We start from the raw sequence: 25,389 nt of genomic DNA on the forward strand, positions 1-25,389 counted from the left end.
ATAAGATAGCAATGAGCGATTAGATCTATCAAGCCCCGACGTCAATAATGTGTCCCAACGAAGCGATACAGCGCTAACAGCCAAAAATTATTTTCCTAATTAAGGGGTTAATCCATGTTTACCAGCCAAGAAGGCAAAAAAGTTCCTCAGGTTACTTTCCACACCCGTCAGGGCGACCAATGGATTGATGTCACCACCAATGACCTGTTCAAAGATAAAACCGTCATCGTGTTTTCGCTGCCAGGCGCGTTTACCCCAACCTGCTCTTCCAGCCATTTGCCACGCTACAACGAACTGTCCAGCGTATTCAAACAGCACGGCGTTGACAGCATCCTTTGCGTTTCGGTGAACGACACCTTCGTGATGAACGCCTGGAAAGCCGATCAGCACGCGGAAAACATCACCTTCGTGCCGGACGGCAACGGAGAGTTCACCAAAGGCATGAACATGCTGGTCGAGAAAGCCGATCTGGGCTTCGGTCCACGTTCATGGCGTTACTCGATGCTGGTGCGCAACGGCGTGGTGGAAAAAATGTTCGTCGAGCCCAACAAACCGGGTGACCCGTTTGAAGTCTCTGACGCCGACACCATGCTGAAATACCTGGCGCCGGAATTCAAAGTGCAGGAATCGGTTTCGCTGTTCACCAAGCCCGGCTGCCCGTTCTGCGCCAAAGCCAAACAAATGCTGCAAGAACGTGGTATCCAGTATGAAGAAATCGTGCTGGGCAAAGACGCCACCACCGTCAGCCTGCGTGCCGTCAGCGGCCGTGCCACCGTACCTCAGGTGTTTATCGGCGGCCGTCACATCGGCGGCAGCGATGACCTGGAAAATTTCCTGTCAGCCTGATTAATCAATAATAACGAAGCCAACGTGAACTTTGGCGGGCTCCGGCCCGCCCTTTTTTTACCTTTCAGGAGCGGATATGAAACAGTTGCATGTTGACGTCGCGGTTATCGGCGGCGGCACCGCCGGTCTGGGCGCCTATCGCGCTGCCAAACTTTCTACCCCCAGCGTGGTGATGATCGAGGGCGGGCCTTATGGCACCACCTGCGCACGCGTTGGCTGCATGCCATCCAAATTGCTGATCGCCGCCGCCGAAGCGGTGCATCAAATCGAGCGCGCCCCCGGCTTTGGCGTGTATCCCGCCGGTAAAACCACCGTTAACGGCCGTGAAGTGATGGACCGCGTCAAACGCGAGCGTGACCGCTTTGTCGGCTTTGTGCTGGAAGGCGTCGACGAGATCCCGGCCGCCGACAAGATTCACGGCTACGCCCGCTTTATCGACGACAATACCTTGCAGATCGATGAACACACGCGCATCGTGGCGCAGCGGATCGTTATCGCCACCGGTTCCCGCCCAAGCTGGCCGGCAGCATGGAATGCACTGGGCGACCGACTGATCGTCAATGACGACGTGTTTAACTGGGACGATTTGCCGCAGTCCGTCGCAGTGTTTGGCCCGGGTGTCATTGGCCTGGAGCTGGGTCAGGCACTGCACCGCCTGGGCGTCGACACCAAAGTGTTTGGCGTCGGCGGCGCCGTCGGCCCTTTAACCGACGGTGCAGTACGCAGCTATGCCGCCAAAGCCCTGAGCGAAGAGTTTTATCTTGATGCCGACGTAAAGGTCGAGATGATGCAGCGCGAAGGCGACAAGGTGTTTATCCGCTACCGGGATCTGCAAGGTCAGCCACAGGAAATCATGGTGGATTACGTGCTGGCCGCCACCGGCCGCAGGCCGAACGTCGATAAGCTGGGCCTGGAAAACACCCGCCTCACACTCGACGCCCGAGGCGTGCCGCAGGCCGATCGTTCGACCATGCAAACCAACGTGCCGCATATTTTCATCGCCGGCGACGCCAGCAACCAGCTGCCGCTGCTGCATGAGGCCAGCGATCAGGCCCGCATTGCCGGGGCCAACGCCGGCAGCTTCCCGGAAATCACCCCAGGCCTGCGCCGCAGTGCGATTTCGGTCGTATTCTCCGATCCGCAGATAGCCATGGTCGGTTCGACTTTCCGCGAACTGAACGAGAAATTCAGCGCTTGCGGCTGCTTCGAGGTCGGCGAGGTTTCGTTCGAGAATCAGGGGCGCTCTCGCGTAATGCTGCGTAATAAAGGCCTCCTGCACGTCTACGGCGAGCAAGGCACCGGGCGTTTTCTGGGCGCGGAAATGATGGGGCCGGACGTTGAGCATATCGCTCACCTGCTGGCCTGGGCGCATCAGCAGCAGATGACCATCAACCAGATGCTGGATATGCCGTTCTACCACCCTGTGATCGAAGAAGGCCTGCGCACCGCACTGCGCGACCTGCAGGCCAAGCTCAAACTGGGTAAGGCCGAGGCGGAACGCTGCCAGCGCTGCCCGGGCGAGTAAACCACCATAAAAAAAGCGCGGCTCACACTGTGAACCGCGCCCTTATGAACGGACTAACTTAACTTAAAACAACCGCTGTTTCGCTTCGGCGATCGCGCTGGCGACCTGCTGAGGAGAAACACCGCCCTTGGCCGAACGCTTGTCCAGGCAAGATTGCAGCGCCAAAATCGGGTACACGTCGTCGCCAATCACCGCACTGAACTTCTGCAATTCGGTCAGCGTCAGCGCCTCAAGCGCCTTGCCCTGTTGGATGGCTTCTACCACCGCTTCACCGACGATATGGTGCGCCTCACGGAACGGCACGCCTTTGGCGACCAGATAGTCCGCCAGTTCGGTCGAGTTGGCGTAACCCTGCTCAGCCGCCTCTTTGCAGCGTGGACGTTTCACCTGAATGCCGTCCAACACCAGCGCCGCCATCAGCAGGCAATCCATCCAGGTATCGAGCGCGTCGAACAGCCCTTCCTTGTCTTCCTGCATGTCTTTGTTATACGCCAGCGGCAAGCCTTTCAGCGTCATCATCATGCCGGTCAATGCACCCTGTACACGGCCGCATTTGCCGCGGATCAGTTCCAGCGCATCCGGGTTTTTCTTCTGCGGCATCAACGAAGAACCGGAAGTTACACGGTCGGACAGGTCGACAAACGCCGCTTCGCCGCTGTTGAAGAAGATCAGGTCTTCGGCAAAGCGCGACAGATGCACCATGCTGATGGAGGCATTAGACAGCAGCTCCAACACGTGATCGCGGTCGGAAACGCTGTCCAGGCTGTTGCGGGTGGCCGAGGCAAAACCCAACCAACCGGCAAGCTGCTCACGATCGATCGGATAAGCGGTGCCGGCCAATGCGCCGCTGCCCAGCGGGCTGACGTCCAGGCGCTTGAGCGTATCTTGCAGGCGGCTTTCATCACGCGCCAGCATTTCCACATAGGCCAGGCACCAGTGGGCGAAAGTGACCGGTTGCGCGCGCTGCAAGTGGGTATAACCCGGCATCACCGCATCCTGATTGGCTTCGGCAGTTTCCACCAGCGCCTGCTGCAGTTGCACGATGGCCTGATGCAGTTCGCCGATTTGCTGTTTGCACCACAGTTTCAGATCGGTCGCGACCTGATCGTTACGGCTACGGCCGGTATGCAGCTTCTTGCCCAGATCGCCGACTTTGTCGATCAGTTTCTGCTCCACCCAGCTGTGAATATCTTCCGCATCGCTGCTGACAATTGCCTGCGGGTCGGCCTGCACCTCTTCCAACAACACGCTCAAAGCCTGCTCAAGCTGTTGCTGTTCGGTTGCCGTCAGCACGTTGACGGTGACCAGCGCTTTCGACCAGGCTACAGAGCCAACAATGTCCTGTTCCGCCAAGCGATAATCAAAGCGCAGAGAGTCGTTTAACTGTTTGAACCGCTGATCTGCCGCCTGACTGAACCGTCCGCCCCAAAGTGCCATACCTTTACTCCTGTACCCGTCATACTTCGAGCCGCAAGTGTGTTGGCTGAGGGCGCTCACCCGAATCACTTACCGATGTAAGCTCATCGGGACTCTCGCTCTTGCCGCCTTCCTGCAACTCGAATTATTTAGGGTATGAATTTTATACGAAAAGGCGCAGCACGCTGCGCCCTTAATAAGTCACGCCGAATAATGAAATTACTTGTTCTTTTTCTCGTTCAACGCGCGAATGCGTGAAGAGAGAGAGAACAGGCGGATAAAGCCGCCCGCGTGGCTGTGATCGTAAACTTCATCTTCGCCAAAGGTAGCAAACTCTTCAGAGTACAGGCTGTTGGCGGATTTCTTCTGAATCGCCGTCACCTGGCCTTTGTACAGCTGCAGCACCACTTCGCCGTTCACTTCTTCGGCCAGCGCTTCTGCAGAGGCCTGCAGAGAACGACGCAGCGGAGCAAACCAGCGGCCGTCGTACACCACGTAGGACATTTCCAGGCCCAACTGCTCACGCCATTTGAAGCTATCGCGATCCAGAACCAACTGCTCAACGCCACGCAGTGCCGCCACCATGATGGTGCCGCCCGGGGTTTCGTAGCAACCGCGGGATTTGATGCCCACCAGACGGTTTTCCACGATGTCGATCCGGCCCACGCCATGTTTGGCACCCAACACGTTCAGGGTTTCCAGACATTTGTACGGGCTCAGCGCTTCGCCATTCACCGCTACCACGCAGCCTTTTGCTACGGTGATAGTTACTTGCTCAGGCTGATCCGGTGCTTCCTGCGGATCCACGGTCCAGACCCAGCAGTCTTTGTTCGGTGCATTCCACGGGCTTTCCAGCACGCCGCCTTCGGTAGAGATATGCCAGGCGTTCTCGTCACGGCTGTAGATTTTTTCCAGCGACGCGGTCGTCGGGATATTACGCTCTTTCAGGTAGTCCAGCAGTGCTTCACGGGAACGCAAGTTCCACTCACGCCAAGGGGCAACCACTTTCAGATGTGGAGCCAGCGCGGTGTAGGTGGTTTCGAAACGCACCTGGTCATTGCCTTTGCCGGTTGCACCGTGGCACAGCGCATCGGCGCCGACTTTCAACGCCAGCTCAACCTGCGCTTTAGCGATAATCGGGCGCGCCATTGAAGTGCCCAGCAGATAGCTGCCTTCATACAGCGCACCGGTCTGCAGAACCGGATAAACGTAATCGCGGATGAATTCTTCACGCAGATCAACCACGTGACACTCAGAGGCACCGGATTGCAGGGCTTTTTGCTCCACGCCTTCCAGATCGCTGCGCTCCTGGCCGATATCCGCCACGAACGCTACCACTTCGCAGCCGCCGTAGTTTTCTTTCAGCCAAGGAATGATGGCCGAAGTATCCAGACCGCCAGAGTACGCCAGAACGATTTTTTTGATGCCTTGGTTTTGCATGGTCTTTTCCTTTTTAATTCTAAATTTAAGCGAGGATCCGGGTGCCAATCGACACGCCGTTAAACAGAGCTGGAAGCTGATCGGCATGGCGCCAGCTGGCGATATCCACCGGCCGGCCAAGGGTGCGGGCCGCGTCGAGCGCCGCATTCACCTTCACCACCATACCATCGGTGATGATGCCTTGGGCAATCAGTTGTTCCGCTTTTTGTGCCGTCATTTCTGCAATGCGTTGCCCTTTCCCATCGAGAATGCCACTGACATCCGACAGCAGGATCAAATCCGCACCCAGCGTGGCGGCCAGAGCCGTCGCCGCCTGATCGGCGTTCACATTCATTAATTCCCCTTCGGCGGTGATGCCGATAGAGCTGATCACCGGCAGGTAGCCGGCGCCCAGCAGGGTATTGAGCAGCACCGGTGAACCCGGCTGCGCGTTGCCTACGTGGCCCAGCGCCGGATCGAGTTGGGTCACGGAAACGCTGCCACCGTCCGCCAGGCTCAAGCCCACCGCATTGATCTGGTGCTTGATGGCCCATGCCAGCAGGGTCTTGTTGGCAGTACCGGCCAGCGCGCCGGTAATGATGTCGATCTGGTCAGCAGGAGTTACCCGCAGACCGTTTTTCTTCACCACCGGCAGAGAAAGTTGTTTCATCAGCTCATCCACCAGGCAACCGCCGCCGTGAACGATAACCAGCGGGCGCTGATGCTGCTGACGGTAGCTGTCCAGGGCGGTGAATAAACGCTCCAGCGCCTCTTCACTGTCTAATAACACGCCACCTAACTTGATAATTAACGGGTTCATCGCTGTTTACATCCCACGCTGGTTATTCATTAAAGTAATGACTGGGTTTCCGGGAACCCAAAACGAATATTCAGGCATTGCACCGCCTGAGCGGCTGCGCCTTTCAACAGGTTGTCTTCTGCCGCTACGGCGATCAGGTGTTCACCCTGAACGGCAAAGCCGATATCGCAGAACGGCAGGCCCACCACCGCTTTCAATGCCGGCACGCCTTTGTCGTACAGCCGCACCAGCGGTTTGTCGTCATAGGCGGCGTGATAAGCTGCGGCCACGTCCTGCGCGGTAACGCCGGCTTTCAAACGGCAGGTAATGGTTTCAAGAATACCACGCGGGAAGTTACCCAAATGTGGCGTGAAGATGACCGGTACCCCCAGATGCGCAACGATTTCCGGGTGATGACGGTGGTTGAAGATGCCGTACGGCTGCAAGCTCACTTCACAGAAGCTGGTGGTCATGCTGGCTTTGCGGCCCGCGCCGCTGACGCCGCTGGTGGCATTGATGACCGGCCATTGGTCAGGGTTCAGCAACTGTTGATCGATCAAGGGTTTCAGCACCAACTGCGCCGCCGTCGGGTAGCAGCCCGGTACGGCGATCAGTTGTGCCTGTTTGATTTTTTCGCTCTGCCACTCCGCCAGGCCATACACCGCCTGATCCAGCAGTTCAGGATGCTGATGCTCGAAACCGTAGTATTGGGTATAGAAACCGGCGTCTTTCACGCGGAACGCACCGGACAGATCGAACACCACACAGCCCGCAGCCAGGAACAAAGGCGCGATATCGTGGCTGACTTCGTGCGCCGTGGCCAGGAACACCACGTCGATGCCATCAGCGGCGGCGGCCACGTCAACCAGCGGTTGTAACGGCAGATCGACGATGCCTTTTAACTGGGGATGCAAATCAGAAAGCAATTTTCCTGCATCTGCACTTTGCGCTGAAACCGCTAATGCGGTTATGTTCATATGTGGGTGACGATTCAGGTAGGCCGTGAGCTCCGCTCCGGCGTAACCGCTGGCACCAACGATCAGCGTATTCAACATGTGGCCTTTCACCTTCTTGGCTTACGAGTGGTCATATTCGACTCAGGTAACCGGGCTCACCAGCGTTGTTTCGCCGTTCACCCACGTGGTCGAGCGTTGATGTTTTTATAATCATCCGGGAATCGGGTTCCCTTACGCTCTAGCTTACTGTATTTTTATTCAAAATAAATGCATGAATATTGATACTACCCTAACCAAAGGCTGTCAACAGTGAAGATGAAATTACCTCCATTTATTGAGCTGTACCGGGCGTTGATCGCCACTCCGTCGATCAGTGCCACCGATGGCGCCCTCGATCAGAGTAATGAAGCGTTAATCAACTTGCTGGCCGGATGGTTTGCCGATTTGGGCTTCCGCGTCGACGTACAGCCGGTGCCCGATACCCGCAACAAATTCAACCTGCTCGCCAGCATCGGTGAAGGCAGCGGCGGCCTGCTTTTGGCGGGCCACACCGACACCGTACCTTATGACGAAGGCCGTTGGACACGCGATCCCTTCACCCTGACCGAGCACGACAATAAGCTGTACGGTCTGGGTACTGCGGACATGAAAGGCTTCTTTGCCTTTATTCTGGATGCCGTGCGCGATATCGATGCCAGCACACTGACCAAGCCGCTGTACATTCTGGCAACCGCAGATGAAGAAACGACGATGGCCGGCGCACGTTATTTCGCCGCCTCGACCGCCATCCGCCCGGATTTCGCCATTATCGGCGAACCCACCTCACTGCAACCGGTGCGCGCACACAAGGGGCATATGGCCAACGCCATCCGCATTGTCGGCCAGTCCGGCCACTCGAGCGATCCGGCTCGCGGCGTCAACGCCATCGATTTGATGCACGACACCATTGGCCGCCTGATGGAGCTACGCAAAACGTTGCAGGAGCGCTACAACAATCCGGCATTCGCCGTGCCTTATCCGACGATGAACTTCGGCCATATCAGCGGCGGCGACGCGGCCAACCGTATTTGCGCCTGTTGTGAACTGCACCTGGATATTCGCCCGCTGCCAGGCATGACGCTCGACAATATCAACGAGCTGATGCACCAGACGCTGGAGCCGATCAGCCAGCGCTGGCCGGGCCGCCTGAACATTGAGGAACTGCATGCCTCGGTCCCGGGCTACGAGTGCCCGACCGATCATCATATGGTGGCGGTGATTGAGAAACTGCTGGGCACCCGCACTCAGGTGGTCAACTACTGCACCGAAGCGCCGTTCGTCCAGCAGGTGTGCCCGACGCTGGTGCTTGGCCCGGGGTCAATCAACCAGGCGCACCAACCGGATGAATACATCGATACGGCGTTTATCGAGCCGACGCGCAAGCTGCTGGGCCAGTTGGTCGAGCACTTTTGCCACCAATAAACCTGACACAATGTAGGGTTAATGATTTATCATCGCCCTACCTATTAAGAAGTATCAAAACAATATAATAAGCCAGACTGATAACCGGTGCGCCGTAATTAAATTTCAGAAAATGCGCCGATTTTGATGTTTTTTTGCTAAAAATAGTGTCAATTGACGATTGGACAGGAACGTGGCGAGATGAAACAGGCGCTCTTCGCCTGACACGTGAAATTTACTTACAAGATAAAAAATCATACAGAACTGGGCCAGGGGTTATATGAACGAACAATATTCGGCAATGCGAAGTAATGTCAGTATGCTCGGCAAATTGCTCGGCGATACCATCAAAGATGCGCTGGGCGAGCATATTCTCGATCGCGTTGAAACTATCCGTAAGCTTTCCAAATCTTCACGTGCCGGTAACGAGGCGCACCGTCAGGAGCTGCTTTCCACCTTGCAGAACCTGTCCAACGACGAGTTGCTGCCGGTCGCGCGCGCCTTCAGCCAGTTCCTTAATCTGACCAACGTCGCCGAGCAGTACCACAGCATTTCGCCCAATGGCGAAGCCGCCAGCAATCCCGAAGCGCTGGCCCAACTGTTCACCCGGCTGAAAGACAAAAAGCTCAGCACCAAAGAGCTGCAAAATGCGGTCTCTCAGCTCTCCATCGAGCTGGTGCTGACTGCGCACCCGACGGAAATCACCCGCCGCACCCTGATCCACAAGCTGGTTGAGGTCAACACCTGTCTGAGCCAACTCGATCATAACGATCTGGCCGATTACGAGCGCAACAAGATCATGCGCCGCCTGCGCCAGTTGGTTGCCCAGTCATGGCACACCGACGAGATCCGTAAAAACCGCCCTTCACCTATCGACGAAGCCAAGTGGGGCTTTGCGGTGGTGGAAAACAGCCTGTGGGAAGGGGTACCTGCCTTCCTGCGCGAATTCAACGAGCAGTTGGAAAACTCCATCGATTACAGCCTGCCGGCGGAAGCCGTGCCGGTTCGCTTCACCTCCTGGATGGGCGGTGACCGCGACGGTAACCCGAACGTGACCGCCGAAATTACCCGTCATGTGCTGCTGCTCAGCCGCTGGAAAGCCTGCGACCTGTTCACCCGCGATATCCAAGTGTTGGTGTCCGAGCTGTCGATGACCGAATGTACCCCGGAATTGCGCGCCCTCGCCGGTGGCGACGAAGTGCAGGAACCGTACCGCGAAATCATGAAACAGCTGCGCGGCCAGTTGATGCGCTCTCAGGCCTATCTGGAAGGCCGCCTGAAGGGCGAACGCGTGCTGAAGCCGAACGACCTGCTGGTAAGCAACGATCAGCTGTGGGAACCTTTGTTCGCCTGTTATCAGTCGCTGCAGGCCTGCGGCATGGGCATCATTGCCAACGGTCAGTTGCTGGATACCCTGCGCCGTGTCCGTTGCTTTGGCGTGCCGCTGGTGCGTATCGACGTCCGTCAGGAAAGCAACCGCCATACCGAAGCCATCGCCGAACTGACCCGTTATCTGGGCCTCGGCGACTACGAAAGCTGGTCAGAAGCCGACAAACAGGCATTCCTGATCCGCGAACTGAACTCCAAACGCCCGCTGGTGCCGCTGAAGTGGGAACCGAGCGCCGACACCCAGGAAGTGCTGGAAACCTGCCGCGTGATCGCCGAAGCGCCGCAAGGCTCCATCGCCGCCTACGTCATCTCCATGGCACGCACCCCTTCTGACGTGCTGGCGGTCCATCTGCTGCTGAAAGAAGCCGGTTGCCCGTTTGCGCTGCCGGTAGCGCCGCTGTTCGAAACCCTCGACGACCTGAACAACGCCGACGACGTTATGACCCAGTTGCTGAATATCGACTGGTATCGCGGCTTTATCCAGGGCAAGCAGATGGTGATGATCGGCTATTCCGACTCGGCGAAAGACGCCGGGGTGATGGCCGCTTCCTGGGCGCAGTACCGCGCGCAAGATGCCTTGATCAAAACTTGTGAAAAGGCCGGAGTGGCGTTAACGCTGTTCCACGGCCGTGGCGGTTCGATTGGCCGCGGCGGTGCGCCTGCACACGCGGCGCTGCTGTCGCAGCCGCCGGGCAGCCTGAAAGGTGGCCTGCGCGTGACCGAACAGGGTGAGATGATTCGCTTCAAATTTGGCCTGCCGGAAGTGGCCATCAGCAGCCTGGCGCTGTATGCCGGCGCGGTTCTCGAAGCCAACCTGCTGCCGCCGCCGGAGCCGAAGAAAGAGTGGCGTTCGCTGATGGACGACCTGTCAGAGACATCGTGCAAAATGTACCGCGGCTACGTGCGTGAGAATCCGGACTTCGTGCCTTACTTCCGGGCCGCAACGCCGGAGCTGGAACTGGGTAAACTGCCGCTGGGTTCACGCCCGGCCAAGCGCAAGCCAAACGGCGGTGTAGAAAGCCTGCGCGCCATTCCGTGGATCTTCGCCTGGACGCAGAACCGCCTGATGCTGCCGGCCTGGCTGGGCGCCGGCGCAGGTTTGCAGGAAGCGGTGAAAGCCGGCAAGCAGAATCAGTTGGAGACCATGTGCCGCGACTGGCCGTTCTTCTCCACCCGCATCGCCATGCTGGAAATGGTCTTCGCCAAGGCCGACCTGTGGCTTGCGGAATACTACGATCAACGCTTGGTCGACAAATCGCTGTGGCCACTGGGCCAGCAGCTGCGCGATCAGCTCGAAAGCGACATCAAGGTTGTGTTGACCATTGCCAATGACGCTCACCTGATGGAAGACCTACCGTGGATCGCCGAATCCATCGCGCTGCGCAACGTGTATACCGATCCACTGAACGTGCTGCAGGCAGAACTGCTGCACCGCTCGCGCCAGCAGGAACATCCTGATACCCGCGTTGAACAGGCATTGATGGTCACCATTGCCGGCGTCGCCGCCGGAATGCGCAACACCGGCTAGGTTGCGCGCCAAAGCACGGCTCCTGTTCACAGGAGCCGTTTTTCTATGTGTCGCTGACGGGCGCGGAGGTGCGCGATGGCGTTATCCCTCTCGGACTGGTTTGTTGCCAACAATATCGAGTGCTCGCGCCTGACGGCGATCAATGCCTCCTTCCCCCGTCACACCCACGATGAATACGTGATCAGCGCCAATTTGAGCGGTACCGAACAGATTTGGCTGGACGGCAAAACCTCGTTGGTGCGCGGTGGCGAGATCACCGTTTACAACCCGGCCAGCATTCAGTCCTCGCAATTTGGCAGTGAGAAAGTCGAATTCTGTAGCGTGCACTTACCGCAATCACTGCTGCGCAGCCTGGCCAACAACCATAACCTGGATTCTCATCGTCAGGCGCCGGTGCTGACCGAAGGCGTGCTGCGCAACCCGGCGTTGTTCGACGCCATTTGCCGCTATGCCTGCACTCCGCACGACGCGGTTGAACAAGAGCAAAATCTGCTGTGGTTGCTGGGTACCCTTCTGGATGACCGCACCGCGGATCACCCGCAACCGACGGCAACCGTCGGCCGGGCACTGGAGTTCATGCGCGACAACCTGATGCTGAAAATCAGCCTGGATACGCTGGCCCAGGTCAGCGGCATGAGTAAATATCATTTTGTCCGGCTGTTCCGGCAACGTATCGGCATGCCCCCGCTGCAATATCACATGCAGCTGCGGCTGCTGGAGGCGCGTAACCTGCTGCGGCAGAATCAACACACGCTGGACGTGGCGCTGGCCTTGGGTTTTTACGATCAAAGCCATTTTATTAACGCTTTTCGCAAAACGATGGGCATCACGCCACATCACTATCTGCAATCCTTCACCCGCTAAATAAACTCGCGGTAGCCCGACACCACCACGTACAGCGCGAAGTAGCCAAAAATCACCGCCGAGGCAAAGTAAGAATATTTCAGCAGGCGAGACCCCAGCATTTTGCCGCCCAGGCTGCCAACGGAGCAAAGCACCGCCGTCCACACCACCCCGGCAATAAAAAAGCCGGAGAGGAACCACGACGTTGCCGCCGGCCCCCCCTGACCCATACGTGAAATCAGCGCACCGCCCACCGCCGCAAACCACAAGATCGCCGTAGGAGAAGACATAGCCAGCACCACGCCGCGCAGGAAGTTGCGCGGCACCGAACGTGGCGTTTCCGGCTCAGCCACCGCCAACTCAGTCGCCTGGGCGAAGGCCGCGCGCAGCATCTTGTAAGCGAACCACAGCAGCATCATTGAACCGCCGACCCACAGTACCCAGCGGACACCCGAGTATTGCAACAGCACCGCCATGCCCGCCAGCGCCAGTACCGCATAAATCAGGTCACCCACGCAGGTACCGATCCCCAGCCAGAAACCGTGAAAATAGCCGCGCTGCATCGCCAGCGTGATCATGGCGATATTGGCGATGCCAATATCCAGACAAAGCGACAGACTGAGTAAAAAACCATTGGAAAACGGCAGCATGGCGACGTGCTCTTTTCGTGGGGATGATGCGTCATCTCATCATGCCGCTGAAGAGGGGTATTGGAAGAAATTGCGCCCAACAAAAAGGGCGCTGTTTTTACGCAGCGCCCCTCCCGATAGCGAATGGATTATGCAGCGGCCGGGCGCACACCCAGCGTGTGGCAGATGGCATAGCTCATCTCGGCGCGGTTCAGCGTATAGAAGTGGAAATCTTTCACCCCTTCGCGGCTGAGGATCTTCACCATATCCATCGCGATATTGGCGCCGACCATTTTGCGGGTTTCGGCGTCGTCGTCCAGCCCTTCAAACATGCTGGTCATCCAGCTCGGTACACGCACGTTGGTCATGGTAGCGAAACGTTGCAGCTGCTTGAAGTTGGATACCGGCAGAATGCCCGGCACGATTTCCACGTCAATACCGGTGGCGACGCAACGGTCGCGGAAACGCAGATAGCTCTCCACGTCGAAGAAAAACTGGGTGATCGCGCGGTTGGCGCCGGCATCGATTTTACGCTTCAGGTTAATCAGATCCGCCTGCGGACTTTTCGCCTCCGGATGCACTTCAGGGTAGGCGGCAACGGAGATATCGAAATCACCGACCTCTTTCAACAACCGAACCAAATCGGTCGCATACATATCCGGCTTGCCGCCACCCGGTGGAAGATCGCCGCGCAGCGCCACGATATGACGAATGCCGTTGTTCCAATAATCGGTGGCGATTTCACGCAACTGCGCCGGGCTGGCGTCGATGCAGGTCAGGTGTGGAGCCGCATCCAGACCGGTGCGGTCCTTAATCCCTTTGATGATACTGTGGGTACGATCACGCTCGCCCGAGTTTGCACCATAGGTCACAGAGACAAATTTAGGTTTCAGGCTGCTCAGACGATCAATGGACTGCCACAGGGTATCTTCCATCTCGCTGGTGCGCGGCGGGAAAAACTCAAACGACACGTTAATCTGGCCGCTTAATTCCGCCAGACTCTGATTCAGCGCTTCCCGCTGGTTTGCGTGAAAAAAACTCATACCCTGTCCGCCTCTTATCGATCGCTGTTTTGCATTTTGCTTTATTTTAATAAGCGTCTATACGTTTAGACGTCTAAATAGAAAATGCCGTATGTTGGCTAAAGAGTCAACAGGAAACTGGGGGGAATAAGATGATTAATCCTCACCCGCAAAGAGAAAGAATTTCATGTTCGAAACAAGATGAATTATGGCAGGAAAAACGAGGGGCGCGGTGAACCCGCGCCCGCAAGAAAATTAAAGCAGTTGCGCCAAACGGTTAAGGTCTGACTGGATCGCCCCGGCCGTGACGTCGCGCCCGGCGCCCGGCCCGCGGATCACCAAGGGGTTATCGCGGTACCAGCGGCTTTCGATAGCAAACACGTTGTCGCATGGCAACAGCGCCGCCAGTGGGTGCTCAGGCCGCACCGCCTCTACTCCGACACGCGCCTTGCCGTTGGCATCGAAGCGCGCCACGTGCCGCAGCACCAGCCCCATTTCGCTGGCAGCCTCAAAACGCTGCAGCATCTGTTGGTTCAGCGCATCGCCGTTCTCGAAGAACTGATCGACAGAGCCCTGCTCGGCACCGGCAGGCACCAGCGACTCTACCCGCACCTGATTCGGCTCGATGTCATAGCCCGCTTCGCGCGCCAGAATAACCAGCTTGCGCATTACGTCCTGACCGGAGAGATCGACGCGCGGATCCGGTTCTGTCAGCCCCTGCTGCCAGGCCTGATCCACCAGCTCGGTGAACGGCACCGTGCCGTCGAACTGCAGGAACAACCAGGAAAGGGTACCGGAGAAGATACCGCTGATCGCCAGAATGCTGTCGCCGCTGTCGCGCAAATCACGCACCGTATGGTTGACGGGCAGACCGGCACCGACGGTGGCGTTATACAACCAGTGGCGGCCAGTTTTGGCGAAAGCATCGCGGATTTGGCGATAGTTATCGCTGCACGACGCGCCCGCCAGCTTGTTGGCGCTAATCACGTGGAAACCGTAGCTGGCAAAGTCCAGATACTGCTCTGCCAGATTTTCACTGGCGGTAACGTCAAGCACCACCAGATCGTCGAACGGGTGCGCACGCATCCACAGGAACAGAGACTCTTCGTCCAACTCCTGCGCTTCGTCCTCGAAGAATGCCAGCGCGCGGCTGGCGTCCAGCCCCTCGTAATCCAGCAGGCTGCGGCGGCTGTCCACCACCCCGGCCAGTGTGAATTCAAAACCGCTGCGGGCGGAAATATTTTTCTGCTCGCGGGCAAACAGTTCCAGCCAGCGTGCGCCAATGTTGCCTTTGCCGAACAGCACCAGACCGATGCGTTTTTCAGCACGGAACAATGACTGGTGCAAGCCCTGAATCAGCAAGGCAGTCGGCCCCTGACGCAGCACCGCCACCAGGCTGATGCCGTCTTCTGCCTGCCAGATAAACTCAACTGGCTGGTCTTTCAACTGTTGGTAGAAACGATGGCTGTGCAGCGGGTTTTTGCAAACCCCCGCCCCCACCAACGCCACCAGCGCCAACCCTTCGCGCAGTTTCAGTTCCCCCGGCAACCCGGCATCCTGCAAGGTACGCAGCACGCTGTTCACCACTTCCGAGGTGTAGCACAGCTGAACCAGGTTGCGGTCCGGATGAATGCCGACGGCCAACGGTTTGATCTGTGCGCGCTTCAGCACCAGATCCAGCTCTTTCTGCGCCAGCTTGAAATCATGCTGGCTGCCGACGCGCAGCTCAATCAGGCACACGTCATCATGGCTGGTGACAATCTTCGCGCCCGTACCGGAAGCCAGCACGCGCTCGATGCGCGTTGAACCCTGTTCCGGCTGGTAACTGCATCGCAGCTGAAGATCGATATCGCTGCCGGAAACCGGCTGCAAGGTGCGGGTATGCAGCACCGGTGCCGCCAGACGCGCCAGTTCGCTGGCTTCATCCAACCGCAGCAGCGGCAGCAGGCAGGCATCTTTCACTTTACGTGGGTCGGCGCTGTACACCCCGGCCACGTCGCTCCAGATAGTCACGCGCTCCACGCCGGCCAAAGCGCCGACCTGGGTCGCGGAATAGTCACTGCCGTTACGCCCCAACAGCACGGTTTCACCGGCGTCGTTGCGTGAAATAAAACCGGTCACCACCAGGCGTTTGCCTGGGTGCTGAGCCAGCAATTGTTGCAGCAGCGGGTAAGAACGGCCTTCATCAACCTGCGGCTGAGCAGAGCGTTCCGTACGCAGGAAATCGCGCGCATCCAGCCAGGCCGCCTGCATATCCAACTTGTTCAGCACCGCAGCCATCAGCCGCGCCGACCAGATTTCGCCGTGTCCCACGACCTCGGCATAAGTCACGTCGTCAATCTTGTCATCCAGCAAGACCGCCAGACGTTCCAGATCCTGAATAAATTCGGCGATCAGCGGTTCGGCGGTTTCCGGCGGCAATAAACCGCCGATCAATTCGCTGTGATAACGGCGCAGCGTCTGCTGAACCTGATGCGCAGAAAGGCGATCGCTCTGGCTGAGCTTCAGCCAGCTAATCAGTTGGTTGGTGGTGCTGCCGGCAGCCGACACCACCATCATATCGCCCGGCTGGCTGTATTCGGCCATGATCCCGGCCACACGCAGATAACACTTCACGTCCGCCAGGCTGCTGCCGCCAAACTTGTGCAGTTGACGCCCGCTCACCGGCCCTGCTACCGCAATTGCATTCATGCTTACCTCGTTGCCGCCGCCTGGAAAGCACGTTCCAGATCGGCAATCAAATCTTCACTGTCTTCAATACCCACGGAAATACGCAGCAGGCTCTCGGAGATACCGGCCGCCGCACGTGCTTCCGCTGCCATACCGGCATGGGTCATGGTCGCTGCATGCGAAATCAGGCTTTCTACGCCCCCCAGGGATTCTGCCAGAGTAAACAGCTCAAGGGCAGAGAGGAAACGGCGAAGAAGCGCCTCATCACCATCCAGTTCAAAACTGAGCATCGCGCCAAAGCCGCGTTGCTGGCGGCGCGCAATCTCGTGCCCTGGGTTCTGTGGCAGAGAAGGATGATACAGCTTTTTCACCAGCGGTTGCTGCTGTAAATAACTGACAATCGCTTCGGCGTTTTGTTGCGCCGCCTTGATGCGTGGCGACAGGGTGCGCATGCCGCGCAACAGCAAATAGCTGTCGAACGCGCCGCCGGTAACGCCGATATTATTGGCCCACCAAGCCAGCTCCACCGCCAGATCTTTATCTTTGGCGATCACCGCGCCGGCTACCACATCGGAATGGCCGTTGAGGTATTTGGTGCAGGAGTGAACCACCAGATCGGCACCCAGTCCAATCGGTTGCTGCAGCGCCGGGCTGAGGAAGGTGTTATCCACTACCGTCAGCGCGCCTGCCGCATGCGCCGCCTCGCAAATTGCCGCAATGTCCACCACGCGCAGCAGCGGGTTGCTTGGGCTTTCAATCAGCACCAGTTTTGGCTTTTGCGCCAACGCCTGCGCCAACGCCTCTTCATTACTCTGATCGACAAACAGCACGCGGTAAGCGCCTCGCTTGCTCAGGCTGTCGAAAAGACGGTAGCTGCCACCGTAGCAATCGTGCGGCGCCACCAGTAGATCGCCGGGTTTCAGGAATACGGTGGTCACCAGATGGATCGCCGACATTCCGCTACTGGTCATTACCGCACCGGCGCCGCCTTCCAGCTCCGCCAGCGCACGTTGCACCACATCGCGCGTCGGATTGCCGCGGCGTGAGTAGTCATGAGCGCGAGGCTGGTTGAAGTCGGTGAAATTATAGGTGCTGGAAAGATGGATCGGCGGGACAACGCAGCCGTACTGTTCGTCATCGTTCAGGCCGCTACGTACGGCAATCGTGGCTGGTTTACGCGTCATAGGGTCGCTCGGCTCTCAGGATTCGGATGAATGAGGGCTAAAGATTAATCGCAGCGGAGATGGACGTCAATACATCTGGACATCTAAACTTCTTTGCGTATAGATTGAGCAAAGCAGTAATACCCGCTAAAATTATGCCGGTTTGAGATGACGATACGATGTTAACGCGAAATGCATAGGCGACACCTATTGATCGTGAGCATACAGTGACCCTGGTCGCGTAAAATTGACATTTATTTAGTGAGAACAGTGAAGATCGGGCATAATTGGCCGGTTTTTAGAATTTTGTAATTTTTCTGACAAATTTAAGGTGTCCCATGGCTGAGTGGAACGGCGAGTATGTCAGCCCTTACGCTGAACACGGTAAAAAAAGCGAGCAAGTAAAAAAAATCACGGTATCCATTCCGCTGAAGGTCCTGAAAATCCTCACCGATGAACGGACACGTCGCCAGGTCAATAACCTGCGCCACGCCACCAACAGCGAATTGCTGTGCGAAGCATTCCTGCATGCTTTTACCGGCCAGCCGCTGCCGAACGATGAAGACCTGCGCAAAGAACGCAGCGATGAAATCCCGGAAGCCGCAAAAGTGCTGATGCGTGAATTGGGTGTGGATCCCGATACCTGGGAATACTGACTCGTCGGCCTGCGAAAGCAGGCGGCAGAAACGAAAAAAGGCGCCGAAGGCGCCTTTTTCATCTGACGGTAAGAAATATTATTTCTTAGCGCCTGGTACGCTGAAACGCTTGTTGAAGCGGTCAACGCGGCCACCGGTAGCAACGTCACGCTGCTTGCCAGTGTAGAACGGGTGGCATTGACCACAAACGTCCAGGTTCAGATCGTGACCCACGGTAGAGCGGATTTTGATCACGTTACCGCAAGAGCAGTTAGCAGTAACTTCTTCGTATTTTGGGTGGATACCTTGTTTCATGGGAAACCTCAGTTAAGGCCGTGTCGCTATCCAGCCCTGTTTCGCCAGACACCACACGTGGTTGATAATATATTTTGGTATCGGATTATACCAAAGGCGGCAAACTATACAGAAATTCAATGTGGCGCGCAATTGGATCCGTACATTTTGCGGCCCGCAGTGTAAACTACCCGACACTTTTTCCATCTGGATGGCCGCCACATGCCCGTTGTACACGTTGCTTTACCGGTTCCCCTCGCCCGCACCTTCGACTATCTGCTGCCGCAAGGCCTGCAGCCGGTCGCCGGCGCGCGCGTTTGTGTACCCTGGGGTAAGCAACGGGCGATCGGCATCGTCACCGGCAGCAGCGACACCAGCGAACTGCCGCTGGATAAGCTTAAGCCCATCGACAGTATCATCGACAACGCCTCCCTGTTCTCCCCCAGCCTGTGGCGCATTCTTCGCTGGGCCAGCGACTATTATCATTACCCGATCGGCGAAGTGTTGTTCCATGCGCTGCCGATCCTGCTAAGACAGGGAAAACCGGCGGAAGCTGCGCCGCTGTGGCAATGGTTCGCCACTGAACAGGGCCGCGCCACGCCGCCGGAAAGCCTGAAACGCGCCCCCAAACAACAGCAGGCGCTGGCTGCGCTGCTGCAGCGCCCGGTGTATCGCCACCAGGTCAGCGAACTTGAACTGACCGAGAGCGCCCTGCAGGCATTGCGCGCCAAAGGGCTGATCGACTTACGGGCTCAGGCATTGGCGACGCAGGACTGGCGACCGGGTTTTACAGTGCTCGGCGAACGGCTGCGGCTGAATACCGAACAGGCCACCGCCGTGGGTGCGATCCGCAGCGAAGACGATCAGTTTGCCGCCTGGCTGCTGGCCGGGGTCACCGGCTCCGGCAAGACAGAGGTCTATCTCAGCGTGCTGGAAAACATTCTGGCCATGGGCAAACAGGCGCTGGTGCTGGTGCCGGAAATCGGACTGACGCCGCAAACCATCGCCCGCTTTCGCGAACGCTTCAATGCGCCGGTAGACGTACTGCACTCCAGCCTCAACGACAGCGAACGGCTGGCGGTATGGCTGCGCGCCCGCAGCGGCGAGGCGGCGATCGTCATCGGTACCCGCTCGGCGCTGTTTACCCCGTTCTCACGCCTGGGCGTGATCATTATCGACGAAGAGCACGACAGCTCCTATAAACAGCAGGAAGGCTGGCGCTACCACGCACGCGATCTGGCGGTGTTCCGCGCCCGGGAAGAGAACATCCCGATGGTCATGGGTTCCGCCACGCCGGCGCTGGAAACGCTGCACAACGTGCAACTGGGTAAATACCGTCAGCTCAAGCTCACCCAGCGCGCGGGCAACGCCAAACCGGCGGCGCAGCACCTTATCGACCTGAAAGGCCTGCCGCTGAAGGTGGGTTTGTCGCAGCCGCTGCTGAAAAGCATGCAGCACCATCTGAAAGCCGGTAATCAGGTGATGTTATTCCTTAACCGCCGCGGCTATGCGCCCGCGTTGTTGTGCCACGAATGCGGCTGGATCGCCGAATGCCAACGCTGCGATCATTACTACACCTTCCATCAGAACCAGCGCCAACTGCGCTGCCACCACTGCGACAGCCAGCGCCCGGTACCGCACCAGTGTCCGCAATGCGGTTCAACGCACCTGGTCTCTGTCGGCGTCGGTACCGAGCAATTGGAAAACGAACTGGCACCGCTGTTCCCGGAAACGCCGATTACCCGTATTGACCGAGACACCACCAGCCGCAAGGGCTCGCTTGAGCAACATCTGGCGGATATTCACCGTGGTGGCTCACGCATATTGATCGGCACCCAAATGTTGGCAAAAGGTCACCATTTCCCGGACGTGACGCTGGTCGCCCTGCTGGACGTCGACGGCGCGCTGTTTTCGGCTGATTTCCGTTCCGCTGAACGCTTTGCTCAACTGTATACCCAGGTCTCCGGCCGTGCAGGCCGCGCCGGCAAACAGGGTGAAGTCCTTTTGCAGACTCACCACCCGGAACACCCGCTGCTGCAAATTCTGTTGCAGCAGGGCTACGAGGCCTTTTCCAAACAGACGCTGGCGGAACGCAACAGCGTCTTCCTGCCACCCTACACCAGCCATATCATCGTGCGTTCGGAAGATCACGATAACCAACAGGCGCCGCTGTTCCTGCAGCAGCTGCGCAATCTGCTGGAGGCCAGCCCGCTGAAAGACGACGCGTTGTGGGTCATGGGGCCCGTCCCGGCATTGCAGTCAAAACGCGGCGGCCGCTTCCGTTGGCAACTGCTGTTGCAGCACCCTTCGCGACGCGTGCTGCAACAGTTGATGAAAAGCTCGTTGCCGTTGATCGGCACACTGCCACAGGCACGTAAGGTGAAATGGACGCTGGACGTCGATCCGATAGATAGCTGAACCCGGAAAAGTCTGATTCAGTTCAGGCAAGGCAAACGTTTACCCTTGAAATTGCGAGCGAACGCTAAAAAACCTTCCCGGGTCACACTTTTTATGCAAATTAGGTAACAAAGGCGGGACATATTCTGTTTAGAATGTCTGCCAAGGCAATTTTGGCACCTAAAGTAGCACCGTGACAGAATGTTCGAATGCGGATGGCGCTAAATGATAACAACACCACCGTACGCCAGAATTTGTGAGCAAACTGCAGTAGTCGCGTTGGCATGGGGCTAACGCAAGGAGAAAGGCGTTGGAACACAAGAAAGAATTACCCATGGCAACCATGAAAGACGTTGCCGAGATGGCGGGCGTTTCAACGGCAACCGTTTCGCGCGCGCTGATGAACCCGGAGAAGGTGTCAACGCCGACGCGTCAGAAAGTGGAGCAGGCCGTCTTGGCCGTGGGCTACTCTCCTCATGCCCTCTCGCGCAATATCAAGCGTAATGAATCCCGTACCATTCTGGTGATCGTCCCCGACATTTGCGATCCGTTCTTCGCCGACGTGATCCAGGGGATCGAGCAGACCGCGGCGCAGCAAGGCTATCTGGTGCTGATTGGCGACTGCGCTCAGCAGAACCAGCAGGAACGAACCTTCGTCAATCTGATTATCACCAAGCAAATCGATGGCATGCTGCTGCTCGGCTCCAACCTGCCCTTCGACGCCAGCAAGGAAGAGCAGCGTAATCTGCCGCCGATGGTGATGGCCAACGAGTTTGCCCCAGAGCTTGAACTGCCGACGGTACACATCGATAACCTGACCGCCGCCTTCGAGGCTGTACATTATTTGCACCAGCTCGGACACAAGCAAATCGCCTGTGTCGCCGGACCGGAACAGATGCCGCTCAGCCATTATCGGCTGCAAGGCTACATTCAGGCGCTACGTCGTAATGGCATTAACGTCGAAAGCAGCTATATTACCCGGGGTGATTTCACGTACGAAGCCGGTGCGCAGGCGCTGACAGCGCTGATGGCGCAACCAAAACCCCCGACGGCGATCTTCTGCCACAGTGACGTCATGGCGATCGGCGTGCTGTCACAGGCGAAAAAAATGGGGCTGCGAGTACCGCAGGACCTTTCCATCGTTGGCTTTGACGACATCAAGCTGACGCAGTATTGCGATCCGCCGTTAACCACGGTGGCTCAACCGCGCTATGAGATCGGCCGGCAAGCGATGCTGCTGTTGTTGGAACAACTGCACGGACAGGCAGTACCAAGTGGCTCCCGGCTATTGGACAGTGAGTTAATTATCAGAGGCAGCACTGCTGCCCCTAAACGCTAGTCAAATATTTTAGGGTTCAGTAACATGCAGGACTTATCTCCTCATCAGGACACAGCGGAATAATAGTGGCACAAAAAGACTATGTAGGCCGTGGGCGCACAGGAGCGCGGCGCAAAACCCCCAGCCGTAAAAAGAGCAGTTCTCCGAAAGTATCCAAAACCGTGCTGGCGTTAGCCGTAGCACTTCTGGTGATCTTTATCGGTGGCCTCTATTTCATTACGCACAATAAACCGGACGATGTACCGTTGTTGCCTGCGCACAGCAACCGCCCTGGCAATGGCCTGCCGCCGAAGCCGGAAGAGCGCTGGCGCTATATCAAAGAGCTGGAGAACCGCCAGATTGGCGTGCAGACCCCGACCGAGCCAACGGCCGGCGGCGAAGTCAACTCCAAGACTCAGTTGACCACTGAACAACGCCAACTGCTGGAACAAATGCAGGCGGATATGCAACAGCGCCCAACGCAGTTGAATGAAGTGCCGTATAACGACCCTTCTCAAGCTGCGGCGCGCGGCAACAGCCGTCAGCAGCAGGTGCAGCAACAACAAATACAGCAGCAAGTTCAGCAACAGACGCAGCAACCACAGGTCACCCAGCCGCGTAATCCGTTTAACAACGGTGCAACCACGGCGCCGGTGCAACAGCAACAGCACCAGCAGGCTCAACCCAAACCCAAGCCGCAGCCGGTTAAGCAACCTGAGCCTAAAGCGCAGCCAAAACCTGAGGTAAAACCGGAAACCAAGCCGGAAGTGAAACAGGAAACGGCCAAGCAGGAAACCAAGCCTGAGCAGAACAAGCAGGAAACTAAGCCTGAGCAGAAACAGAAGTGGATGGTGCAATGCGGTTCGTTCCGTGCCACCGATCAGGCGGAATCCGTCCGTGCGCGCCTGGCGTTTGAAGGTATCGAAAGCCGCATCACCGCCGGCGGCGGTTGGAATCGCGTGGTGCTCGGCCCCTACAGCAGCCGCGCAACAGCGGACAAAACCCTATCGCGTCTGAAGGGCGCCGGCATGTCAAGTTGCATTCCCCTCTCCGTTGGGGGTTGAAAAGCGTCAATCCCCCCCCATCTATACTCTCAATATGCCTCGTAGTGTCTGCGCAAGCAGACGCTGCGAGGGCTTCTTTCCGTCTTCAACGAGGGTCTGCTCGTGACAACAATTGTAAGCGTACGCCGCAACGGCCAGGTAGTGATCGGTGGCGATGGCCAGGCCACCTTGGGCAATACGGTAATGAAGGGTAACGTCAAGAAAGTGCGTCGCCTGTATAACGACAAAGTGATTGCCGGTTTCGCCGGTGGCACTGCGGATGCCTTCACGCTGTTTGAGCTGTTCGAGCGCAAGCTGGAAATGCACCAGGGCCATTTGGTTAAAGCGGCCGTTGAGTTGGCTAAAGACTGGCGTACCGACCGCATGCTGCGAAAGCTTGAAGCGCTGCTGGCCGTGGCGGATGAACACTCTTCGCTGATCATCACCGGTAACGGCGACGTGATCCAGCCTGAAAATGATTTGATTGCGATCGGTTCCGGCGGCCCATACGCCCAGGCTGCCGCTCGCGCGATGTTGGAAAATACCGAGCTGAGCGCCCGCGAAATCGTTGATAAGTCTCTCAACATCGCCGGTGACATCTGTATTTACACCAACCATTTCCACACCATCGAAGAATTGCCTTCCAAAGCGTAAGGATCGAATACTATGTCTGAAATGACCCCGCGCGAGATCGTCAGCGAGCTGGACAGCTACATTATCGGCCAGAACAAGGCCAAACGTGCCGTTGCCATCGCCCTGCGTAACCGCTGGCGCCGCATGCAGCTCGACGAGATGCTGCGTCATGAAGTCACGCCAAAAAATATTCTGATGATCGGCCCGACCGGCGTCGGTAAAACTGAAATCGCCCGTCGTCTGGCGAAGCTGGCTAATGCCCCCTTCATCAAGGTAGAAGCCACCAAATTCACCGAAGTAGGCTATGTCGGTAAAGAAGTGGATTCCATCATCCGCGATCTGACCGACGCCGCGATCAAAATGGTGCGTCTGCAGTCGATCGAGAAAAACCGCACCCGCGCCGAAGAGATGGCGGAAGAGCGTATTCTCGACGTACTGATCCCACCGGCCAAAAACAACTGGGGCCAGCCGGAAGAGCATCAAGAGCCGTCTGCAGCGCGTCAGGCATTCCGCAAGAAACTGCGTGAAGGCCAGTTGGACGACAAAGAGATTGAGATCGATCTGGCTTCTGCGCCAATGGGCGTGGAAATCATGGCGCCTCCGGGCATGGAAGAGATGACCAATCAGCTGCAGTCGATGTTCCAGAACCTGGGCGGCCAGAAGCACAAACCGCGCAAGCTGAAGATCAAAGAAGCCTTCAAGCTGTTGATCGAAGAAGAAGCCGCCAAGCTGGTGAACCCGGAAGAACTGAAAGAGCAGGCGATCGAAGCGGTTGAGCAACACGGTATCGTGTTTATCGACGAGATCGACAAAATCTGTAAGCGCGGTGGCCAAAGCTCCGGCCCGGACGTGTCACGCGAAGGCGTGCAGCGCGATCTGCTGCCGCTGGTGGAAGGCTGTACCGTTTCCACCAAGCACGGCATGGTGAAAACCGATCACATTCTGTTTATCGCCTCCGGCGCATTCCAGACCGCCAGCCCGTCAGATTTGATCCCGGAACTGCAGGGTCGCCTGCCGATCCGCGTTGAATTACAGGCGCTGACCACCGAAGATTTCGAGCGTATCCTGACCGAGCCAAGCGCCTCGCTGACCGAGCAGTACAAAGCGTTGATGGGCACCGAAGGCGTCAATATCGAGTTCACCGCCGAAGGTATCCGTCGTATCGCCGAAGCCGCGTGGCAGGTTAACGAAAGCACCGAAAACATCGGTGCGCGCCGTCTGCACACCGTGCTTGAGCGTCTGATGGAAGATATTTCCTACGATGCGAGTGAAATTAACGGTCAATCCATTACAATTGATGCGGATTACGTGCGTAATCATCTGGATGAACTGGTAGCGGATGAAGATTTGAGTCGTTTTATCCTATAATCGCTCAATCATGTCCTGTCGGTCATCTGTGTGGGAGGCATTGCCTCCCACAATTA

Annotated in this window: 20 protein-coding genes; 11 read left to right on the forward strand and 9 right to left on the reverse strand. The window is 57.4% G+C overall.

What is annotated here, in order from left to right; all coding sequences use genetic code 11:
• Positions 1–114: 114 nt before the first annotated feature.
• Both JEM67_RS26625 and JEM67_RS26630 read left to right on the forward strand, forming a co-directional pair.
• Positions 115–846 carry a glutathione peroxidase gene (locus JEM67_RS26625; RefSeq protein WP_004953139.1) on the forward strand — a complete coding sequence of 244 codons (732 nt, stop codon included), beginning with the start codon at positions 115–117 and terminating at the stop codon, positions 844–846.
• 76 nt (positions 847–922) lie between these two features.
• Positions 923–2,371, forward strand: a complete 1,449-nt coding sequence (locus JEM67_RS26630) for a dihydrolipoyl dehydrogenase (RefSeq protein WP_199637630.1) — start codon at positions 923–925, stop codon at positions 2,369–2,371.
• 63 nt (positions 2,372–2,434) lie between these two features.
• Here JEM67_RS26630 and argH read toward each other — a convergent pair whose 3' ends face one another.
• From argH to argC, 4 genes are all read right to left on the reverse strand, one after another.
• Positions 2,435–3,808, reverse strand: coding sequence for an argininosuccinate lyase (argH, locus tag JEM67_RS26635; RefSeq protein ID WP_199637628.1), 1,374 nt, complete (start codon positions 3,806–3,808; stop codon positions 2,435–2,437).
• A gap of 198 nt (positions 3,809–4,006) precedes the next feature.
• Complete coding sequence (locus JEM67_RS26640; RefSeq protein WP_199637626.1) at positions 4,007–5,227, reverse strand: argininosuccinate synthase; 1,221 nt, start codon at positions 5,225–5,227, stop codon at positions 4,007–4,009.
• 25 nt (positions 5,228–5,252) lie between these two features.
• Positions 5,253–6,026 carry an acetylglutamate kinase gene (gene argB / locus JEM67_RS26645; RefSeq protein ID WP_013814985.1) on the reverse strand — a complete coding sequence of 258 codons (774 nt, stop codon included), beginning with the start codon at positions 6,024–6,026 and terminating at the stop codon, positions 5,253–5,255.
• 29 nt (positions 6,027–6,055) lie between these two features.
• Entirely contained in the window at positions 6,056–7,060 is a 1,005-nt protein-coding gene (gene argC, locus JEM67_RS26650; protein ID WP_199637624.1) for an N-acetyl-gamma-glutamyl-phosphate reductase, read from the reverse strand.
• Between the two features lie 216 nt (positions 7,061–7,276).
• Between argC and argE the strand changes: the two genes are divergently transcribed.
• The 3 genes from argE (at position 7,277) to JEM67_RS26665 (ending at position 12,182) form a co-directional block, all read left to right on the forward strand.
• Positions 7,277–8,422, forward strand: coding sequence for an acetylornithine deacetylase (gene argE / locus JEM67_RS26655; protein WP_199637622.1), 1,146 nt, complete (start codon positions 7,277–7,279; stop codon positions 8,420–8,422).
• A gap of 259 nt (positions 8,423–8,681) precedes the next feature.
• Positions 8,682–11,318 (forward strand): phosphoenolpyruvate carboxylase, encoded by a 2,637-nt coding sequence (gene ppc, locus JEM67_RS26660; protein WP_199637620.1) that lies wholly within the window; start codon positions 8,682–8,684, stop codon positions 11,316–11,318.
• A 75-nt stretch (positions 11,319–11,393) separates the two neighbouring features.
• A complete protein-coding gene (locus tag JEM67_RS26665) occupies positions 11,394–12,182 on the forward strand; it encodes a helix-turn-helix domain-containing protein (RefSeq protein WP_199637618.1) in 789 nt (262 codons plus the stop codon).
• On the opposite strand, the gene JEM67_RS26670 is transcribed toward JEM67_RS26665, so the two are convergent.
• From JEM67_RS26670 to metB, 4 genes are all read right to left on the reverse strand, one after another.
• The gene (locus JEM67_RS26670) at positions 12,179–12,811 is read right to left on the reverse strand and encodes a LysE family transporter (RefSeq protein ID WP_199637616.1); all 633 of its coding nucleotides are present in this window, start codon (positions 12,809–12,811) and stop codon (positions 12,179–12,181) included. The genes JEM67_RS26665 and JEM67_RS26670 overlap by 4 nt on opposite strands.
• A gap of 128 nt (positions 12,812–12,939) precedes the next feature.
• On the reverse strand, positions 12,940–13,833 hold the full coding sequence (metF, locus tag JEM67_RS26675; protein WP_013814991.1) for a methylenetetrahydrofolate reductase: 894 nt from the start codon (positions 13,831–13,833) through the stop codon (positions 12,940–12,942).
• 234 nt (positions 13,834–14,067) lie between these two features.
• The gene (locus JEM67_RS26680; protein ID WP_199637614.1) at positions 14,068–16,503 is read right to left on the reverse strand and encodes a bifunctional aspartate kinase/homoserine dehydrogenase II; all 2,436 of its coding nucleotides are present in this window, start codon (positions 16,501–16,503) and stop codon (positions 14,068–14,070) included.
• Between the two features lie 2 nt (positions 16,504–16,505).
• The gene (gene metB, locus JEM67_RS26685; RefSeq protein ID WP_004953172.1) at positions 16,506–17,666 is read right to left on the reverse strand and encodes a cystathionine gamma-synthase; all 1,161 of its coding nucleotides are present in this window, start codon (positions 17,664–17,666) and stop codon (positions 16,506–16,508) included.
• A gap of 317 nt (positions 17,667–17,983) precedes the next feature.
• Between metB and metJ the strand changes: the two genes are divergently transcribed.
• Positions 17,984–18,301 (forward strand): met regulon transcriptional regulator MetJ, encoded by a 318-nt coding sequence (gene metJ / locus JEM67_RS26690; RefSeq protein WP_006317756.1) that lies wholly within the window; start codon positions 17,984–17,986, stop codon positions 18,299–18,301.
• Positions 18,302–18,379: 78 nt separating this feature from the next.
• On the opposite strand, the gene rpmE is transcribed toward metJ, so the two are convergent.
• Positions 18,380–18,595: a 50S ribosomal protein L31 gene (rpmE, locus tag JEM67_RS26695; protein ID WP_004953176.1), complete on the reverse strand. Its 216-nt coding sequence runs from the start codon at positions 18,593–18,595 to the stop codon at positions 18,380–18,382.
• Positions 18,596–18,796: 201 nt separating this feature from the next.
• Here rpmE and priA point away from each other — a divergent pair, with 201 nt between their 5' ends.
• The 5 genes from priA to hslU all read left to right on the forward strand — a co-directional run bounded on the left by priA (position 18,797) and on the right by hslU (position 25,333).
• Complete coding sequence (priA, locus tag JEM67_RS26700) at positions 18,797–20,992, forward strand: primosomal protein N' (protein WP_199637612.1); 2,196 nt, start codon at positions 18,797–18,799, stop codon at positions 20,990–20,992.
• A gap of 289 nt (positions 20,993–21,281) precedes the next feature.
• Positions 21,282–22,310, forward strand: a complete 1,029-nt coding sequence (gene cytR, locus JEM67_RS26705; protein ID WP_013814994.1) for a DNA-binding transcriptional regulator CytR — start codon at positions 21,282–21,284, stop codon at positions 22,308–22,310.
• A 65-nt stretch (positions 22,311–22,375) separates the two neighbouring features.
• Positions 22,376–23,353 (forward strand): cell division protein FtsN, encoded by a 978-nt coding sequence (gene ftsN / locus JEM67_RS26710; protein WP_199637610.1) that lies wholly within the window; start codon positions 22,376–22,378, stop codon positions 23,351–23,353.
• Positions 23,354–23,455: 102 nt separating this feature from the next.
• On the forward strand, positions 23,456–23,986 hold the full coding sequence (hslV, locus tag JEM67_RS26715; RefSeq protein ID WP_004953184.1) for an ATP-dependent protease subunit HslV: 531 nt from the start codon (positions 23,456–23,458) through the stop codon (positions 23,984–23,986).
• A 12-nt stretch (positions 23,987–23,998) separates the two neighbouring features.
• Entirely contained in the window at positions 23,999–25,333 is a 1,335-nt protein-coding gene (gene hslU, locus JEM67_RS26720) for an HslU--HslV peptidase ATPase subunit (RefSeq protein ID WP_004953188.1), read from the forward strand.
• Positions 25,334–25,389 lie beyond the last annotated feature (56 nt).

The sequence above is a fragment of the Serratia sp. PAMC26656 genome (genome assembly GCF_016469055.2).
GTDB lineage: Bacteria > Pseudomonadota > Gammaproteobacteria > Enterobacterales > Enterobacteriaceae > Serratia > Serratia plymuthica.